The following is a 15,994-nucleotide window of genomic DNA, read 5'->3' as shown; positions in this document are numbered from 1 at the left end:
GCTACACCAGCAGGATCCGAAACCACGCCCAGGTGAAGCGCAGCAGCGCCTCCGGTGGCACCGGGCCCCACAGCAGCAGACCCAGCGCCAGCGCCGACAGGCCGTGCTCGATCCGCGCAGGCAGATCGATGCCGGTATCCATGGTTCAGCCGCCGCGGCCGCGCTGCGCGAGCAGGTGATAGGCCAGCATGCCGAGGCCGGCGGCGACGAACAGCAGGCCGAAGGTGCCCGGACTGTCGGCACGCAGGTCCAGCCATTCGATCAGGCCGAAGGCGGCACCCAGCGAGGTCAGGACCATGCCCCACTTCAAAGCTGCCGTACGGCGCGCGAGCTCGTCGGCCTCGATCAGCGAGCGCACCAGCGATTCGGAGGCGCTGGACTCGACCAGCCGACGCCGCACGCGGCCGTCGAGGATGACCTTGACGATGTAGGCGATCACGATGAACAGGGTGATCGGAATCAGGATGGTGAAGTCCATGGTGTCTCTCCTTTGCGCGGCAGGCTCCATGCCTGCCTGGGAGGATCAGAGACGGCCAGCGCGCCGACGGTTGCACGAGTCGGTCGGATTTTTTTCACTGGCGGCACTGCAACCGTCGTCAGCCTCGGTGTATCTGATGTCCGCATGAGTGAGGACCGCACCCTGGTGGACGATGTGCTGCGCGAACGCCCCGGCGCCTTCGCGCGCTTGGTCGAGGCGCACCAGCGCCTGGTCTGGCACATCCTGTTGCGCATGGTGCGGTCGGAGCAGGACGCCGAGGACCTGTCGCAGGAATGCTTCCTGCGCGTGTACCGCAAGCTCGACCAGTTCCGCTTCGACTGCGCCTTGTCGAGCTGGATTGGCCGGATCGCCTTCAGCCTCGGCAGCCGCCACCTGGAGCGCAAGTCGCTGCCGATCGAGCGCGGCGGCCTGTTCGAGGACGGCGAGGCCTTCGACCCGCTCGACCACATCGCCGACGAGGCCGATGTCGCCGCGGATTTCGCCGAGGCCGAGCTGCACGCGCATGCGCTGCGCCTGGTCGAGGCCCTGCCGCCGCTGCAGCGCACCGTGCTCAGCCTCTACCATGCCGAGGAGCTGGGCATCGCCGAGATCGCCCGCATCACCGAGCGACCCGAGGGCACCATCAAAAACCTGCTGTTTCGCATCCGCCTGCGCCTGCGTGAGGCGCTGAAGGAAGCGATCGGAGAAACCGCATGAGCCACCGAGCCGATTCCCCCGTCCCCGGCAACACGGCAATCGATCCCCGCATCGGAGCCGAATGGCGCCGCCAGGAGGCCGCGCGAGGATCCGCCGTCGCCGGTGAGGTCTCGGGGGCCACGCAAGATCCGCTGTACCGGGCACTGGCGCGCGCGGCCGCGCTGCCCGCCCCTGCCCTGCCCGTCGGCTTCGCCGCGCGCCTGCAGCAACGCGTGCAGCGCGGCGACGCCGGCGATCGCTTCGAGATCGCCCTGCTCGGTGGCGTGCTGACACTGGGCGGCCTGCTCGCCCTGTTCTACGGCCTGCCAGTGCTGGCCGAGCTGCTGCAGCCGCTGCAGTGGCGGCTGCCCGCGGCCTCGGACATTGGCCTGCACTGGGCGCTGATGGGCGCGGCGACGCTGGCGCTGAGCGGGCTGGTGAGCGGGCTGATCGAGCGGCGGCGCGGCGGGCCTGCCTAGGCATGGACATGGTGCGCCGCAGGCACACCTCATGCGAACGCTGACCGCGTCCTTCGCGGGAGCGAAGGCGTCGCTGGAAGCTGTAGGGTGCGCGTGTCGCGCACCCACGCCTGCGAGTGACGGCTCGCAGGGAACGAAACCGAAAGCGCATGGGCCCGAGTTCAAGTAGGCGCTCAATCACGCGACTCGACCAGACGCGGTGCGCCACTGGCACACCCTATGCGCGCGAAGCGCGTGATCGCGATGGCCTCTCGGCGTCTTCCGCGCTCCGCATCACTCCGCGTTGTTCGCCGCACTCGGCGCCATCAGCGCCGCGCGCACGGCTTCGAGCGCCAGCATGACGCAGCGATGGCGGCGCGGCAGCGCGCGCATCTCCGCAAGATCGGCGAGCGCGCCGAGGCGAACAGCCAGAGCGCCGTCAGGTTCTGGCTGGGTCTGGCCCAAGAGGCGCCGCAGATCCGCTTCGATCGCTTCCAGCCGGGTCGGCGCATGTCCGACCAGCGCCTCCCCGAGCATCGAGGCCGTAGCGACCACGATCGCGCAGGCCTCGGCTTCGAAGGCGTAATCGAGAATGCGCCCCTCTGCCACCCGCAGCTGCACACTCAGGCTGTCGCCGCAGAGCGCGTTTTCGCCGCAGCCGCAGTGCGTTGGCTGCAGCAACACGCCGCGCCGGTGCGGCGCCCGACTGTGATCGAGAATGGCAGACCGGTAGGGGTTCGACATGCGCGAGAGCCAATGGAGAATCGGGATTCGATGCCTGCCGCCCACTGCAGCCCCACTGCCCGGCTCTCAGCCCAACAAGCGCCGCGCCTTGTCGATCCCGCGCACCAGCGCCTCGATCTCGGCTTCGGTATTGAAGAACGCGAGGCTGGCTCGCAGGGTCGCCGGCACGCCAAAGAAGCTCATCAGCGGATGCGCACAGTGGTGACCCGAGCGCACCGCGATGCCTTCGAGATCCAGCAAGGTCGCGAGGTCATGCGCGTGCGCACCTTCGACAAGGAAGGAGATCACCGCCGCCTTCTCGCGCGCTTCGCCGAAGATACGCAGGCCGGGCACGGCGCGCAGCGCTTCGGTGGCGACACCCAGCAGGTACTGCTCGCGCTCGGCAATCGCCGGCATGCCGATGCCGGACAGGAAATCCGCCGCGGCGCCCAGACCGATGAAGCCGGAGATATTGGGCGTACCGGCCTCGAACTTGTGCGGCGGCTCGTTGAAGGTGGTGCGCTCGAAGCTGACCGAGCGAATCATCTCGCCGCCGCCGAAGAAGGGCGGCATCGCCTGGAGATGCTCGCGCTTCGCCCACAGTGCGCCGGTGCCGGTGGGGCCAGCCATCTTGTGGCCGGTGAACGCATAAAAATCGCAGCCGATCGCGGCGATGTCGACCGGCATGTGCGGCACCGCCTGCGAACCGTCAACCAGCACCGGCACGCCATGGCGGCGCGCCATGGCGCAGATCTCGCGGATCGGCGTCACCGTGCCCAGCACATTGCTGACGTGGGTGACAGCCAGCAGCCTGACGCGACCGTCGAGCTTCTTCTCGAGGTCGACGAGATCAAGCTCGCCGTTCTGCAGGATCTCGACCGGCAGCACCGTGGCGCCGGTGCGCTCGGCGATCAGCTGCCAGGGCACAAGGTTGGCGTGATGCTCCATGCGGCTGGCGAGGATCACGTCGCCGGCCTGCAGTTTGGGCAGCAGGTAGCTGTAGGCGACGAGGTTGATGGCCTGGGTGGTGCCCGAGGTGAACACCAGCTCATCGGACCGGACGTTCAGGAACTTCGCGAGTTTGGCGCGTGCGCCTTCGTAGGCAGCGGTCGCCTCTTCGCCCAGGCTGTGCACCGCGCGCGCCACATTGGCCGTGTAGCGCCTGTAGTAGGCGTCCATGGCCTCGATCACCGTTCGCGGCTTCTGACCGGTGTTGGCGTTGTCGAGATAGACCAGGGGCTTGCCGTGGACTTCGCGCGCCAGCACCGGGAACTCGGCGCGCAGGGCGAGCCAGTCGATGGACGCGTGGGGCTGGCGCTGGGCGTTCACAGGGCGGCTCCTTCGATGCGCGCGATCAGCGCATCGGTCAGGGTTTCGATCAGCGCCGACTGCTCGCCGACCTCGATGGCCTCGACGAGGAAGGCGCGGGTCAGCAGCGCGCGGGCTTCGTCGCGCGGAATCCCGCGCGAGCGCAGGTAGAACAGCGCGGCGGCGTCGAGCTGGCCGACCGTCGCACCGTGCGCGGCCTTGACCTCGTCGGCATCGATCACCAGCACCGGCTGGGTGTTGACCTCGGCGGTGTCCGACAGCAGCAGGTTGCGATCCGAGAGCTCGGCATCGGTGCCGTCCGCGCCTTCGCGGATGCGGATGCCGCCATAGAAGCTGAGCTTGCCGCGGCCCGCGGCCAGACCACGCCAGCGCAGGTCGCAGCGCGTGTCGCGGGCTACGTGGTCGACGGCGAGGCGCACGTCGACCGCGCGCTTCGCATCGACCAGCTGCGCGCCGCCAGAGACAAAGGCCGCGGCCTCGCCCTGAAGCTCGGCATTAAGTTCCAAGCGCGACAGCGCCGCGCCCAGCTCCAGATCGACGCGGCGGTACAGCGCACCCGCGGCCAGCGCGGCGTCCACGCGGGCGAACAGCTGCGCGCCCTCGGCCGCCGACTGCAGGCGCGCATGGGTGAGCTCGGCGCCCGGCTTCAGATGCACCTGGGCAATCGTATTGTCGAGATGCCCATGCGCCTCGAAGCCCAGCACGTGCTCAACGAGGATGAGGCGCGCATTCGCGCCCAGGTCGATCAAATGCCGCAGATGCCAGGCGGCCTCGGCCGACTCCGGGGCACCGATCGCCACCAGGTGCAGGTGTGCCTCGATGCGGGCATCGGCCTCGACTTCGATCACCGCGCCCTCGACCGCCAAGGCGGCATTGGCGCGCGCGAAGACCTCATCCGCCGACATGTAGCGACGCCCCAGATGCGCCACATCGCGCGCATGCGCCTCTGGCAGAACGCGGCCCAGGGCGCGCACGGACAAACCCACCGGCAAGTCGGAAAGGTCGCTCAGCGCAGTGTCCAGCCAGCCGTTGACGAAGACCAGGCGCGGCCGCGGGATGTGCGCAATCAGCGCAGCGTCGACGCTGGCGCCGGCAGAGGCGCGATAGCTGCGCTGGCCGAGCGCGCGCAGGTTGGTGTAGCGCCAGCGCTCGGCGCGCTGAGCCGGTAGGCCATCGGCGAGCATCGCCTCAAGTGCGGCCTTGCGCGCTTCGCCCAGGTCCGCGGCCGCGCGCAGCGGCGCCGGCAGCTCGGCCCAGCGCTGGGCGAAGCTCTCAAGCAGGGCGGACATCAGACCGCCTCCGGGCTCTGCCGATCCTTGATCCAGGCATAGCCGTGCGATTCGAGTTCACGCGCCAGTTCCGGACCGCCGCTCTCGACGATGCGGCCCTCCGCCAGCACGTGCACCACGTCCGGCACGATGTAGTCGAGCAGGCGCTGGTAGTGGGTGATGACGAGGAAGCTGCGCTCCGGTGAGCGCTGCGCATTGACGCCATCGGCCACGGCCTTCAGCGCGTCGATGTCGAGGCCGGAATCGGTCTCGTCGAGGATCGCCAGCTTGGGTTCCAGCACCGCCATCTGGAAGATCTCGTTGCGCTTCTTCTCGCCGCCCGAGAAACCCGCGTTGACCGCACGATGCAGCAGCTCTTCCTTGAGACTCAGGATCTGCAGCTTCTGCCGCACCAGCTTCAGGAACTGCATGGCGTCGAGCTCTTCCTCGCCGCGCGCCCTGCGCTGTGCATTCAATGCCGCCCGAAGGAAATAGGTGTTGTTCACGCCCGGAATTTCCACCGGGTACTGGAAGGCCAGAAACACGCCGGCAGCCGCGCGCTCTTCGGGCTCCAGGGCCAGCAGATCGATGCCGTTGAACTCGACCGAGCCCTGCGTGACTTCATAGCCCTCGCGACCGGCCAGCACATGGCCCAGCGTCGACTTGCCCGCGCCGTTGGGCCCCATGATGGCGTGCAGCTTGCCGGGCTCAAGCGTCAGCGACAGACCCTTGAGGATTTCGCGCTCGCCGGCGCGGACGTGGAGGTTGGTGATTGCGAGCATGGGATTGGGGATTCGGGATTGGGGATTCGTGGGGGGCGCGGCAAGACGTGCCGCAGCCTCAAGTTTCAGCCCCTCTCCCTGCGGAGCGAGGCAGGTGGGGGGGGTGGGCGATACAGAGCGGCAGCCGGGGTTACTTCGGAGTATCAAAGGCTCGGGCATTGAATCCCGAATCCCCAATCCCGAATCCCGGCTCTATCCCACCGCCCCCTCGAGCGACACCTCAAGCAGCTTCTTCGCCTCGACCGCGAATTCCATCGGCAGCTCCTTGAACACCTGCTTGCAGAAGCCGTCGACGATCATCGACACCGCGTCTTCCTCGCCGATGCCACGGGCACGGCAGTAGAACAGCTGGTCGTCACTGATCTTGGAGGTGGTCGCCTCGTGCTCGACGATGGCGTCGGGCCGGCGCACTTCGATGTAGGGGAAGGTGTGGGCGCCGCAGCGCTTGCCGATCAAAAGGCTGTCGCACTGGGTGTAGTTGCGCGCGTTCTCCGCACCCTTGCCAACATGCACCAGGCCGCGATAGGTGTTCTGGCCGCGGCCGGCGCTGATGCCCTTGCTGATGATCTTGCTCTTGGTGTTGCGGCCCAGGTGGATCATCTTGGTGCCGGTATCGGCCTGCTGGCGATGGTGGGTCAATGCCACCGAGTAGAACTCGCCCACCGAGTCGTCGCCCTTCAGGACGCAGCTCGGGTACTTCCAGGTGATGGCCGAGCCGGTCTCGACCTGGGTCCAGCTGATCTTCGACTTCGCCCCGCGACACTCGCCGCGCTTGGTCACGAAGTTGTAGATGCCACCGACGCCGTTCTCGTCGCCCGGGTACCAGTTCTGCACCGTCGAGTACTTGATCTCGGCGCGCTCCAGCGCGACCAGCTCGACCACCGCCGCATGCAGCTGGTTTTCGTCGCGCTGCGGCGCGGTGCAGCCCTCGAGGTAGCTCACGTGGCTGGCCTCGTCGGCGATGATCAGGGTGCGCTCGAACTGCCCCGTCTCGGCCGCGTTGATGCGGAAGTAAGTGCTGAGCTCCATCGGGCAGCGCACGCCCTTGGGGATGTAGACGAAGCTGCCGTCCGAGAACACCGCCGAGTTCAGTGCGGCGAAATAGTTGTCGGCCACCGGCACCACGCTGCCGAGGTACTGGCGGACCAGCTCCGGGTGCTCGTGCACGGCTTCCGAGAAGCTGCAGAAGATCACGCCGACCGCAGCCAGCTCCTTCTTGAAGGTGGTGCCCACCGAGACCGAGTCGAACACGGCATCGACGGCAACACCCGCGAGCTTGGCGCGCTCGTGCAGGGGCACGCCGAGCTTTTCATAGGTTTCGAGCAGCTTGGGATCGACCTCGTCCAGCGAGGCGTACTTTTTCTTCGGCTGCGCGAAGTAGCTGATGTCCTGGTAGTCGATCGGGTCGATCTTCAGCTTGGCCCAGTCCGGCGGCGTCATCGTCAGCCAATGCCGGTAGGCGGCCAGCCGCCATTCGGTGAGCCACTCGGGCTCGCCCTTCTTGGCCGAGATCATGCGCACCACGTCCTCGCTGAGGCCCTTGGGCGCGATCTCGGTCTCGATGTCGGTGACGAAGCCGGCCGAGTACTGTCGGGCCAGGGCTTCCTCGATGTCCTTGCGTTCGGTGGCCATGGGGCTGCCTATGCGGTGAAACGTGATGCCGGGGAGGCGTTCAATCGCTGGCCATGACCAGCGGGATGGATTGGGTCTTGCGGACGGGGCCGCGCGGCGGCGGTTTCAGCAGATCGACCAGGCTGACGCCGTGCAGGGCCTCGGCGATGACGTCGTTGATGCGCCGCCAGTTGGCGCGCACGCCGCAGCGGTGCTCGATGCCGCACTGGCCTTCCTGGCCCACGCATTCGGTCACCGCCAGCGGGCCTTCGATGGCCTCCAGCACGTGGATCAGCCGGATCTCTTCGGCCGGCCGCGCAAGCCTGTAGCCGCCAGCGGCGCCGCGGAAGCTCTGCACGAGCTGTGCCTGGGCCAGCAGCTTCAGCAGCTTGGACACCGTCGGCAGCTCCAGCCCGGCCTTCTCGGCCAGCCCGGCCGCACTGTGCACGGCCTCGCCGTCGGCCGCCATCACGGTCAATACGAGGGTGGCGTAGTCGGTGAGCTTGGTGACGCGGAGCATGCGCGGCAGCCGATTCCGTCAAACAGGACCGAAATTGTACGCATTAGGGGCGGCGGGCTCAATGCAGGCCGGATGAAGACCTTCAAGGCACAGGGAAGCCAGACGGCACGCGAGCGCCGCGGCCCGAGAGCTGGCGCGACAGCCTTCCGCCGAAGCTCGGCACGGCCGATTGGCGCGCCCCCGACTCAGCCGCCGGCAAGCTCGGCGATCACCTGCTGCAGGCCGATGCGCCAGTCCGGCAAGGCCAGCCCGTGACGCTGCTGAAGCCGGGCATTGTCGAGACGCGAATAGGCCGGCCGCTTGGCCTTGGTCGGATAGTTGGCGGTGCCGATCGCACGGACCTCGGGCGCTGCCGCGATCAGACCCGCGGCCACGGCCTCCTCGAAGATGGCACAGGCGAAGTCGTGCCAGCTGCACTCGCCGGCTGCAGTCAGATGCAGCAGCTCGCCCTGATGCGAATCGAGGTCGGTGCGCGCCAGCAGGGCCGCGGTCGCGGCGGCAATCCAGCGCGCGGGCGTCGGCGCGCCGCGCTGGTCCGCCACCACCGACAGCTGCGGGCGTTCGCCGGCCAGCCGCAGCATGGTGCGCAGGAAATTCTGCCCACGCGCCGCATACACCCAGGCAGTGCGCAGGATGAAGTGCGCGCAGCCGCTGCTCTGCACCGCCAGTTCACCGGCGCGCTTGCTGGCGCCATAGACGCCGAGCGGCGCGGTGGCGTCCTCTTCCCGCCAGGGGCGGGTCGAGTCACCGGGAAACACATAGTCGGTTGAATAGTGCAGCAGCCAAGCCTGCTGGCGGGCACAGGCGACCGCCACGGCACCGACGGCCTCGGCATTGACCCTGAACGCGAGCTCGGGCTCGTCCTCGGCGCGATCGACGGCGGTATAGGCCGCCGAATTCACCACCACCCGCGGGCGCAAGCGCTCGATCAAAGTCGCTGCGGCCTCGGGGTCAGCGATATCCAGCGCATGGCAACGGGCCAGGCCGGGCAACCTGCCGGAACGCGAGGTGCAGTCGATGGGCCCGAACGGCGACAGAGCCCGCAGCAGCTCGAAACCCACCTGTCCGTTCGCGCCCAGTACCAGGATCGACATCGACTCACCCCAAAGGCTCGGAAGGGCGCGAAGGGTAAAGCCCGCGGCGCCTACGCGCACCCTGCGACTGACCGCGACGGCCTCCCGCCCCCAAAACGATGGCGGGCAGTCCTGCTGCGCGGGCGCAAGCTACCGGGAGGATTCGCGCTTGGGGAGAGCCAAGCCAATCAGTCCCCGGCAGCGGCGCGCCGCTCGGCCTTCATCGCACGCACGTCCACCGGTCGGATCTCGCGGATACGGCAGACCTGCTCATCGAAGCGCACCGTGTCGAACTTCGCATAGACCCGCGAGCCGCTCGAGCTCAGTTGCACGGCGCGGGCGAAGTCCAGTCCCTGGCAGGGCTGTTCGACCTCGATCAGCCAGGCCTCGTTGATGCCGGTGTAGACCGCCAGGTGGGCGCGCCCCAGCGAGGCCCACTCCCGCATCAGACGAAGATGGAAGCTTGAGACGGGCTCACCGGCATGTGCGCGGTAGCGAGCCAGCGCGGCCTCGTCGCGCTCACGCGGGCTGCTCGATGCGCAGGAAGCGAGGGCAAAGCCAATCAACAGCCAGACCAGCGAACGGATCATGTCGTATCTCCTCAATGCCAACAGGCAGGGGCAACTGACGCCGCGGCCGTCGAAATCCCTCTATGCCACGGCGCCCGCCATCGTCGCGCAGGATCGAAGTGTTGGGAGCCCCGATTCGGCGAAGACCGCTGCGCAAGTGAGCCGGCATTCATCAAGCAGGCCCTCGCGACGCACAGCCGAGCGCCGGCATTCGTATCGCCCTGCGTGGTCCGACCCGGTTCCTCCGGACGCGAGCGCGGCACCCCGGCCGGGCGATCCCGCTTCGCCGCGCCCTGCCCTGTCGGCTTCGCCGGGGGCGTTGAAGCCACATCGGCGCAGGCGACTCGACCTCGATGCTTGACGGAGCGATTGCCTGCCGCTTTAATAGCGCGCTCTGCGGCGGGCTGACGCCAGCCGCAACTGGCCAAGTAGCTCAGTTGGTAGAGCAGGGGATTGAAAATCCCCGTGTCGGCGGTTCGATTCCGTCCTTGGCCACCACACTTCCGAAAAAGCCCCGCCAAAAGCGGGGTTTTTTTTGCCCAAAGCTAGCATTTCCAACGCTTTCGGGCTGTTCAACCGTCCAAGGCGGTCGCATCGAGTCGCACCCAATCTTGGGGCATGAGGGGGCATCATTGGGGGCAGTGCCCCCGACCCGCCGCGAGGATGCCCCCATGCCCCTGAGCGATGCTGCGATCCGCAAGGCCAAGCCCGCAGACAAGCCGCAACGCCTGTTCGACGGCGGCGGGCTCTACCTGGAGCTATCCCCGGCCGGCAGCAAGCTGTGGCGGCTGAAGTACCGATTCGGGGGCAAGGAAAAGCGGCTTGCGCTGGGGGCATATCCCGCTGTCTCACTGGCGCAAGCCCGAGAGCGCCGCGACGAAGCCCGCGCGCAACTGGCGCAAGGGCAAGACCCCGGCGAAGTCCGCAAGGCCGCCCGCCACGCCGCAGAGTTCGCCGGCAGCCAAACGTTCGAGATCGTCGGCCGCGACTGGCTGCAGCGGCAGCGCCTGGCCGAGTCCACCCGCGTGGCCGTGACCTGGGTTCTTGAGCGCAAGCTGTTCCCGCACATCGGCGCCCGACCCGTGGGCGCGATCGAGCCGCCCGAACTGCTGGCCGCCCTGCGCAAGAGCGAAGCGGCCGGCACCCTGGAGACGGCGAAGCGCGCCCGCAGCGTGGCCGGCCGCGTCTTCCGCTACGCCATCGCCTGCGGCCTCGCCGAGCGCGACCCCTCGCGCGATCTGGCGGGCGCCCTGACCCCGCCCAAGCCGCAGAGCTTCCCCGCCATCACCGACCCGGCGCAGCTGGGCACTCTGCTGCGGGCGCTCTGGGCGTATCCGGGTAGCGCCGTGGTCGCCTGCGCGCTTCGGCTGCAGCCGCTGGTATTCGTCCGCCCTGGTGAGCTTCGACAAGCGCCCTGGTCTGAGTTCGACCTTGAGGGCGCACTGTGGACTATCCCCGCCGAGCGCATGAAAACCCGCCACGACCATCTGGTGCCCCTGTCGCGGCAGGCCGTGGAGATCCTGCGCGAGCTGCACGCGGTGACCGGAGGCGGCGCCCTCGCCTTCCCCGCGAACCGGGGCAAGGATCGGCCGATGAGCGAGAACACATTGGCCGCGGCGCTCGCCACGCTGGGCTATCGAGACCGGCAGAGCGCGCACGGCTTCCGGGCCACCGCGCGCACGCTGTTGGATGAGGCACTGCACTTTCCGGCGCACCTGATCGAGCACCAATTGGCGCACGAAGTGCGCGACGCGATGGGCCGCAGCTACAACCGGACCACGCACCTATCGGAACGCCGCCGAATGATGCAGGCATGGGCGGACTACCTCGACTCCCTTCGCGCGCGCTGATCACATCGCGCGAAAGCCTGCCCTGTTGGGCGACCTCCCCCGGGCGCGACGGGCACATGCAGTTCTAAGGCAATCCGGAAGCCTTGTGAATTGCGGGCTTTCGGGGTGCGGCTGCCGACGCAGATTTGCGATTTGCCGATAAATCAATGCCTTGCAGGTGTATCCCGTTCCCCCGAGACCGGGACGCACTTGGTGTTGCATGTTGTCCGCAGCTGTTCGCGGGCACCCTTCGGTGCCCCTCCGAAAGCAAGGCCGGACGAGGGAAACGCATGCAAGACCATACCGATGTTCAGTTCCTGCCCATTCGCGCCGTAGTGCGCCGTCTTGGGGTGTGTCGATCAACCGTTTACCGCTGGATCGAGGACAACGGCTTCCCCAAGCCGGTATCCATCGGCCCCAACTGCGCACGCTGGGTTGCTGCCGAGGTTGACGCCTGGGCAGCTGGTCGCATCGCCGCCAGCCGCAGCGCGCCGAGGGCCGCGTGATGCGCGCGCGGGCCTTGACGTGCATGCGAGTTCCGTCGCATGCTCAGCCTGCGGTTTTGACAGGCCGCTCAGTTTTCAGACGGCGCACAAGCGCCCCACATCCGTTGGTCGGCGCTTTTTTCATGCCTGCGAAAAGGGTGTGGCGCGTGCTCGCGAGCTTTCAATGGCGGGCAGTGCGTGGGAGGGCGCAAGCCCTGCCGGTCCGTCTGCCGGTCTGTCAACCCGCGTACTGTCCGCCACCTTCGCGATTGACAGCGCAGTGGTGGGCTCCCTCACAGACGGAGTCCCAAGCTATGAACACCCGCACCCCGGCCGCAACGGCCGCGAGCACCAACGTCCCCCGCCCACAGTGGCCCGGCCTGCTGCAGCACGCAGCGATGGCCCTGGAGGGCCGCGCCATCTTCGACAGCGAGAGCCTGGCCGCCGAACTGCGCGCCATCGCCGCCGCCCTGCGCTCCGAGGTGACGGCATGAATACCGCCACCATCACCATGACGGTTTCAGACCTGCGCGACCTGGTGGATGCTGTGGAGATGGTCGACTATCGCCTCGCCGAGGCCGAGGCCCTGTTCGGCGCGATGATGGGCGAGACGCAGCGCGAGCAGCACCGCCGCCCGTTCTTCCTCGCGAGCCTCGGCGCGGACAGCATGGACCGCGCGCTCGGCGACATTGCCGAACCGTTGAAGAAGCTCCGCGAGATGGCCCGCGCTGCGGGCGTGGTGGTTGGCTCGTGAGCCGCCGCAAGCCGAAGCGAAACGCCCGCCGCGAGGCCCGCGCCAGTAAGCGCGGATTCGCCGAGCGCACCGTCCGCGAGCTGCCCGCGGTGCGCATCACGCCCGAGGGTCGCGAGTTCGAGCGCGCTAGCGCTCAGGAGGTCCGCCGTGGCTGACGAAATCAAGCGCTTCCCCCTGTCTCCGAAAGTCGCGCGCGAGTTTGCTCGAGTCCGCGCACAGCTGATGCTTTCGCAGCTTCTTGAGGCTGCCCGCCCCCTGGAGCGGGTCCGGAATGATCCCGATAGCGTCGGATTCGAGGTGGTGCACGAGGTCTCGGCGACGTTGCGTGATCTGGTGACCAACGGGATCGCAGGGCTGCAAGAAGATATGCGGAACGTGATCGGTACGCGGGGTGATTCATGAGGCGGCCGGAAGAGAATCGGGAGTGGCGGTTCTTTCGTGGCTCCGTGCACTCCCTGCAGCAGGCCGCCGATCAGATCCTGAACGGCTCGCAGGCGTGGCTTGGCTATGCAATGGCTGAGGCGATGGCCGTGCAGCAGGCTGCGAACATCAAGCTGCAGATTGCGATGCTGGGGTTCCCTGAGAACATCACGGCTGAACTTGAACGCATCGTGCGCAATGAGCCGCCGCCACCGCCTCGCGCCATCGCCGGGGGTGTCTGATGCCCTCGGCTCTGCGGGAGGTTGAAGCGGGGCCGCTGGAACTGGTGTTGTCGCGTCTGGATCGCCCTCGGCGGTCCGGTCGCGGCTACCTGTGCCGCTGCCCTGCGCATGAGGACCGCGCGGCCTCGCTGTCGATCGCAGCCGGTGACGATGGCCGCGTGCTGCTGCACTGCTTCGCGGGCTGTTCGGTGGATGACGTTGTGGCCGCCCTCGGCTTGCAGCGGCGCGACCTGTTCCCGCCGAACCTGCGCCGCGCCCACACGCCGGAAGAGCGCCGCGCGGCCTGGCGTGCCTCGCGTGAGGCGGCGTGGGCTGCGGCCTTGGGCGTGCTGGGGCGCGAGGCCCTGGTGATCGAGATCGCCGCGGGCTCGCTGGCCGCAGGCGAGCCGCTGAGTGCCGAAGACCTGGCCCGCTTGCGCGTGGCCTGCGAGCGTGTGGAAGGCGCGCGGGCGGTGCTGACATGACCGGCGCGGGTGGCTACCTCACCGCGGTGGACAAGGCCAGCGCTCGAGATCTTGAGCGCCTGGCGCAAGTCGCCAAGAAGCGCGGCCGGGCGGGTGATCCGCCAGGCGCCGACACAAGGCCCGAGGTCATTGTCCGCAAGGGGCGGATCCACGAATCGGCCGACGCCGCCGAGGTCGCACTGCTGGCGAAGGGCCTGCCGTTCTATGCGCGCGGCGATGTGCTGGTGCGCCTGACCTTCGGCGCCAAGACGGCAGGCGTTCGGCGGGATGATTCCCTACCTTCGCTGGTGCCGGCCTCGGGGCCGATGCTGCTGGAAGCGTTCGAGGCTTCGGCCAGATTCGTCGCTGCCTTCAAGCTGAAAGACGGCACGACGGAGATTCGCCCGGTGGGCTGTCCGCCCCAGCTGCCGGCCGTGTACCTCGGGCGCGTCGGGCGCTGGCAGGTGCAGCCCGTTCGCGCGGTGGCATGCGTGCCCGTGGTGCACCCGGATGGCACGATTGTTCGGGAGGGCTACGACGCGCGCAGCCGCGCGGTGGTGTGCAGCTCGGAAGATTGGGGCGCGATCCCCACGAAGCCAACGAAGTCCGAAGCCGAGGCGGCGCTGCTGCCGCTGCGCGCGCTGCTGGGTGGGTTCGTGTTCGTCGACCCGAGCGACGAAGCAACGGCGATCGCGGCGATGCTGTCGGCGGTGCTGCGGCCGAGCCTGAGCACGTGCCCGGGTTTCGGCTTCACCGCGCCCGTGCGCGGCTCGGGCAAGTCCAAGCTGGCGGACGTGTGCGCGGTGCTGGCGACGGGCCGGCCTTCGGCTGCGGTGTCCTGGCCACCGAAGGAAGAAGAGGCCGAGAAGCGGCTCGGCGCCACCCTGCTGGCCGGTGACCCGGTGGTGTGCCTGGACAACCTGGAGACGCCGCTGCGCTCGGCTGCGCTCAATAGCGCCATGACGCAGAGCGAGGTCGCCATCCGCGTGCTGGGCTCCAGCTCGATGCCCCGCGTGCAGGTGGCCTCACTGTTCCTCGCCACCGGCAATAACCTGGTGATCCAAGGCGACCTGAGCCGGCGCTTCCTGGTCTGCCATATCGACCCGGGTATCGAGCGTCCGGAGACGCGGGAGTTCAAGTTCTGCCCGGTGGCGCGTGCGCGCCAAGAGCGGGTGCCGCTGGTCCGTGCGCTACTGACCATTGCGATGTGGGGCCGCACCGTCGAGGCGCAGCGCCCGCCGCTCGGCAGCTTCGAGGATTGGTCGCGGCGCGTGCGTGACCCGCTGATAGCGCTGGGAATGGCCGACCCGTGCGCCTGCCTGGACACCCTGCACCGTGATGACCCGGAGCGCGAAGCGGCAGTCGAGGTGCTGACCGAGTGGCGCCGCGCCTTCAGTGATCGAGCTGTAAGCGTCGCAGACGCCATCGTTGAAGCTGGGCGCGATGGCCCGCTGCGCGGAGCGCTGGATGCCGTCGCGGGCGGCCCGGGCGGTATCAACCCGCGCCGGCTTGGCAAGTACCTCGGGCGCCAGCGCGATCGCATGTTCGGCTCGCTGGTGGTTCGTCACCGTCGCGACGTAATCGGCAACACCGGCCTGTGGGTTGTCGAGGATCGCCGGAGAACCGGATTACCGGAGATGGATTCAGCTACGCATGGGAAAGCATCCGGATATGAAACCGTCAGGGGCTGAGAACAAATCCGGCGTCTCCGGAAATCCGGCGACCGGTTCGGCCGGTGGCCGGGGGTGGGTCCTCCCCTGCGCGCCTGGATGCGGGTTGCATGGCCGCAAAACGCGACTAGGGCTAGGGCTCGGCAACCGGTTATGGCCTGTGCTCGGGGTTATGCCCCGGGCGGTCCGGGTCCTCCCGGCGGTCGATCAAGTGCGGGTTGCATGGCCGCATTCCCGCGCTAGTCATGGGGTGCGGCATGGGGCTGTGTGCGGTGCGAGGGGGGTTGTATGCCCCTGAGTTCTGGCTTCCTGGCTGGCTTCGACCTGGGCAAGCCGGCGCCGAGTCAAGCCGACTTCGGCCTGCTGGTCGGCCTGTCGCAGCAGCACGTCTCGCGTCTGATCGCTGCTGGTGTGCTGGTCGAGGGCGCATCGCTGCGCGAGTGGGTCCGCGCCTACACGCAGCGTCTCCGCGACACCGCCGCAGACCGCGCGCGCCAATCCTCGCCCGAGCTGCAGCGCGAGCGCCTGGGCCTGTTGCGCGCCCGCGCCGAAGGCCTGCGCATGCGAAACGCCGAGCGCATGGCCGAGCTCGCGCCGGTTGCGGTGATGGATGCGCTACTGGTCAAGACCGGCGCGCGCATCGC

The 15,994-nt window shown here is 68.4% G+C and carries 22 protein-coding genes and 1 tRNA gene; 13 read left to right on the top strand and 10 right to left on the bottom strand.

Features of this window, described 5'->3' with window-relative positions:
- Position 1: 1 nt before the first annotated feature.
- Complete coding sequence (locus BLP83_RS18585) at positions 2-142, bottom strand: hypothetical protein (protein WP_176764009.1); 141 nt, start codon at positions 140-142, stop codon at positions 2-4.
- 3 nt (positions 143-145) lie between these two features.
- Entirely contained in the window at positions 146-478 is a 333-nt protein-coding gene (locus BLP83_RS04770) for a DUF6249 domain-containing protein (protein WP_091239538.1), read from the bottom strand.
- 144 nt (positions 479-622) lie between these two features.
- Here BLP83_RS04770 and BLP83_RS04765 point away from each other — a divergent pair, with 144 nt between their 5' ends.
- Both BLP83_RS04765 and BLP83_RS04760 read left to right on the top strand, forming a co-directional pair.
- On the top strand, positions 623-1,195 hold the full coding sequence (locus BLP83_RS04765) for an RNA polymerase sigma factor (RefSeq protein ID WP_091239536.1): 573 nt from the start codon (positions 623-625) through the stop codon (positions 1,193-1,195).
- Complete coding sequence (locus BLP83_RS04760; protein WP_091239534.1) at positions 1,192-1,653, top strand: hypothetical protein; 462 nt, start codon at positions 1,192-1,194, stop codon at positions 1,651-1,653. The genes BLP83_RS04765 and BLP83_RS04760 overlap by 4 nt, the downstream gene beginning before the upstream one ends.
- A gap of 273 nt (positions 1,654-1,926) precedes the next feature.
- Here the strand turns inward: BLP83_RS04760 and BLP83_RS04755 are convergent, their stop codons facing one another.
- The 8 genes from BLP83_RS04755 to BLP83_RS04720 form a co-directional block, all read right to left on the bottom strand.
- Complete coding sequence (locus BLP83_RS04755) at positions 1,927-2,376, bottom strand: iron-sulfur cluster assembly scaffold protein (RefSeq protein ID WP_091239531.1); 450 nt, start codon at positions 2,374-2,376, stop codon at positions 1,927-1,929.
- Between the two features lie 66 nt (positions 2,377-2,442).
- Positions 2,443-3,684: a cysteine desulfurase gene (locus tag BLP83_RS04750; protein WP_091239528.1), complete on the bottom strand. Its 1,242-nt coding sequence runs from the start codon at positions 3,682-3,684 to the stop codon at positions 2,443-2,445.
- On the bottom strand, positions 3,681-4,973 hold the full coding sequence (gene sufD, locus BLP83_RS04745) for a Fe-S cluster assembly protein SufD (protein ID WP_091239526.1): 1,293 nt from the start codon (positions 4,971-4,973) through the stop codon (positions 3,681-3,683). The genes BLP83_RS04750 and sufD overlap by 4 nt, the downstream gene beginning before the upstream one ends.
- On the bottom strand, positions 4,973-5,734 hold the full coding sequence (sufC, locus tag BLP83_RS04740; RefSeq protein ID WP_091239523.1) for a Fe-S cluster assembly ATPase SufC: 762 nt from the start codon (positions 5,732-5,734) through the stop codon (positions 4,973-4,975). Before sufC ends, sufD begins: the two co-directional genes overlap by 1 nt.
- 192 nt (positions 5,735-5,926) lie before the next feature.
- Positions 5,927-7,366, bottom strand: coding sequence for a Fe-S cluster assembly protein SufB (gene sufB / locus BLP83_RS04735; RefSeq protein WP_091239522.1), 1,440 nt, complete (start codon positions 7,364-7,366; stop codon positions 5,927-5,929).
- Between the two features lie 40 nt (positions 7,367-7,406).
- Complete coding sequence (locus BLP83_RS04730) at positions 7,407-7,865, bottom strand: SUF system Fe-S cluster assembly regulator (protein WP_091239519.1); 459 nt, start codon at positions 7,863-7,865, stop codon at positions 7,407-7,409.
- A 185-nt stretch (positions 7,866-8,050) separates the two neighbouring features.
- Entirely contained in the window at positions 8,051-8,959 is a 909-nt protein-coding gene (gene rfbD, locus BLP83_RS04725; protein ID WP_091239516.1) for a dTDP-4-dehydrorhamnose reductase, read from the bottom strand.
- Positions 8,960-9,126: 167 nt separating this feature from the next.
- Complete coding sequence (locus tag BLP83_RS04720; protein ID WP_091239515.1) at positions 9,127-9,528, bottom strand: DUF6491 family protein; 402 nt, start codon at positions 9,526-9,528, stop codon at positions 9,127-9,129.
- A gap of 401 nt (positions 9,529-9,929) precedes the next feature.
- Here BLP83_RS04720 and BLP83_RS04715 point away from each other — a divergent pair.
- The 11 genes from BLP83_RS04715 to BLP83_RS04670 all read left to right on the top strand — a co-directional run.
- Positions 9,930-10,005 (top strand) — tRNA-Phe (locus BLP83_RS04715).
- Positions 10,006-10,178: 173 nt separating this feature from the next.
- Entirely contained in the window at positions 10,179-11,357 is a 1,179-nt protein-coding gene (locus BLP83_RS04710) for a tyrosine-type recombinase/integrase (protein WP_091239513.1), read from the top strand.
- Positions 11,358-11,626: 269 nt separating this feature from the next.
- Positions 11,627-11,842: a helix-turn-helix transcriptional regulator gene (locus BLP83_RS04705; RefSeq protein WP_091239511.1), complete on the top strand. Its 216-nt coding sequence runs from the start codon at positions 11,627-11,629 to the stop codon at positions 11,840-11,842.
- A 293-nt stretch (positions 11,843-12,135) separates the two neighbouring features.
- Positions 12,136-12,315: a hypothetical protein gene (locus BLP83_RS04700; RefSeq protein ID WP_091239509.1), complete on the top strand. Its 180-nt coding sequence runs from the start codon at positions 12,136-12,138 to the stop codon at positions 12,313-12,315.
- Positions 12,312-12,575 carry a hypothetical protein gene (locus BLP83_RS04695; RefSeq protein ID WP_091239505.1) on the top strand — a complete coding sequence of 88 codons (264 nt, stop codon included), beginning with the start codon at positions 12,312-12,314 and terminating at the stop codon, positions 12,573-12,575. The genes BLP83_RS04700 and BLP83_RS04695 overlap by 4 nt, the downstream gene beginning before the upstream one ends.
- Positions 12,572-12,730, top strand: a complete 159-nt coding sequence (locus tag BLP83_RS18580) for a hypothetical protein (protein ID WP_176764008.1) — start codon at positions 12,572-12,574, stop codon at positions 12,728-12,730. Before BLP83_RS04695 ends, BLP83_RS18580 begins: the two co-directional genes overlap by 4 nt.
- Positions 12,723-12,977, top strand: a complete 255-nt coding sequence (locus BLP83_RS04690) for a hypothetical protein (protein WP_091239503.1) — start codon at positions 12,723-12,725, stop codon at positions 12,975-12,977. The genes BLP83_RS18580 and BLP83_RS04690 overlap by 8 nt, the downstream gene beginning before the upstream one ends.
- Positions 12,978-13,021: 44 nt before the next feature.
- Positions 13,022-13,237 (top strand): hypothetical protein, encoded by a 216-nt coding sequence (locus BLP83_RS04685; RefSeq protein ID WP_091239500.1) that lies wholly within the window; start codon positions 13,022-13,024, stop codon positions 13,235-13,237.
- A complete protein-coding gene (locus BLP83_RS04680; protein ID WP_091239497.1) occupies positions 13,237-13,701 on the top strand; it encodes a hypothetical protein in 465 nt (154 codons plus the stop codon). The genes BLP83_RS04685 and BLP83_RS04680 overlap by 1 nt, the downstream gene beginning before the upstream one ends.
- Entirely contained in the window at positions 13,698-15,371 is a 1,674-nt protein-coding gene (locus BLP83_RS04675) for a hypothetical protein (protein ID WP_091239496.1), read from the top strand. The genes BLP83_RS04680 and BLP83_RS04675 overlap by 4 nt, the downstream gene beginning before the upstream one ends.
- Before the next feature lie 267 nt (positions 15,372-15,638).
- A partial coding sequence (locus tag BLP83_RS04670; protein WP_218121157.1) for a hypothetical protein occupies positions 15,639-15,994 on the top strand: 356 nt, incomplete at its 3' end.

This window comes from Aquimonas voraii, from assembly GCF_900101825.1.
Lineage (GTDB): Bacteria > Pseudomonadota > Gammaproteobacteria > Xanthomonadales > Xanthomonadaceae > Aquimonas > Aquimonas voraii.
The sequence above is the reverse complement of the archived record's forward strand: the minus strand, read 5'-3'. Positions and strand labels throughout refer to the sequence as shown.

Bases quoted from the DNA above. Each gene is read 5' to 3' on its own strand.
- BLP83_RS18585 (WP_176764009.1), bottom strand. From the start codon at position 142: ATGGATACCGGCATCGATCTGCCTGCGCGGATCGAGCACGGCCTGTCG.
- BLP83_RS04770 (WP_091239538.1), bottom strand. From the start codon at position 478: ATGGACTTCACCATCCTGATTCCGATCACCCTGTTCATCGTGATCGCC.
- BLP83_RS04765 (WP_091239536.1), top strand. From the start codon at position 623: ATGAGTGAGGACCGCACCCTGGTGGACGATGTGCTGCGCGAACGCCCC.
- BLP83_RS04760 (WP_091239534.1), top strand. From the start codon at position 1,192: ATGAGCCACCGAGCCGATTCCCCCGTCCCCGGCAACACGGCAATCGAT.
- BLP83_RS04755 (WP_091239531.1), bottom strand. From the start codon at position 2,376: ATGTCGAACCCCTACCGGTCTGCCATTCTCGATCACAGTCGGGCGCCG.
- sufD (WP_091239526.1), bottom strand. From the start codon at position 4,973: ATGTCCGCCCTGCTTGAGAGCTTCGCCCAGCGCTGGGCCGAGCTGCCG.
- sufC (WP_091239523.1), bottom strand. From the start codon at position 5,734: ATGCTCGCAATCACCAACCTCCACGTCCGCGCCGGCGAGCGCGAAATC.
- sufB (WP_091239522.1), bottom strand. From the start codon at position 7,366: ATGGCCACCGAACGCAAGGACATCGAGGAAGCCCTGGCCCGACAGTAC.
- BLP83_RS04730 (WP_091239519.1), bottom strand. From the start codon at position 7,865: ATGCTCCGCGTCACCAAGCTCACCGACTACGCCACCCTCGTATTGACC.
- rfbD (WP_091239516.1), bottom strand. From the start codon at position 8,959: ATGTCGATCCTGGTACTGGGCGCGAACGGACAGGTGGGTTTCGAGCTG.
- BLP83_RS04720 (WP_091239515.1), bottom strand. From the start codon at position 9,528: ATGATCCGTTCGCTGGTCTGGCTGTTGATTGGCTTTGCCCTCGCTTCC.
- BLP83_RS04710 (WP_091239513.1), top strand. From the start codon at position 10,179: ATGCCCCTGAGCGATGCTGCGATCCGCAAGGCCAAGCCCGCAGACAAG.
- BLP83_RS04705 (WP_091239511.1), top strand. From the start codon at position 11,627: ATGCAAGACCATACCGATGTTCAGTTCCTGCCCATTCGCGCCGTAGTG.
- BLP83_RS04700 (WP_091239509.1), top strand. From the start codon at position 12,136: ATGAACACCCGCACCCCGGCCGCAACGGCCGCGAGCACCAACGTCCCC.
- BLP83_RS04695 (WP_091239505.1), top strand. From the start codon at position 12,312: ATGAATACCGCCACCATCACCATGACGGTTTCAGACCTGCGCGACCTG.
- BLP83_RS04680 (WP_091239497.1), top strand. From the start codon at position 13,237: ATGCCCTCGGCTCTGCGGGAGGTTGAAGCGGGGCCGCTGGAACTGGTG.
- BLP83_RS04675 (WP_091239496.1), top strand. From the start codon at position 13,698: ATGACCGGCGCGGGTGGCTACCTCACCGCGGTGGACAAGGCCAGCGCT.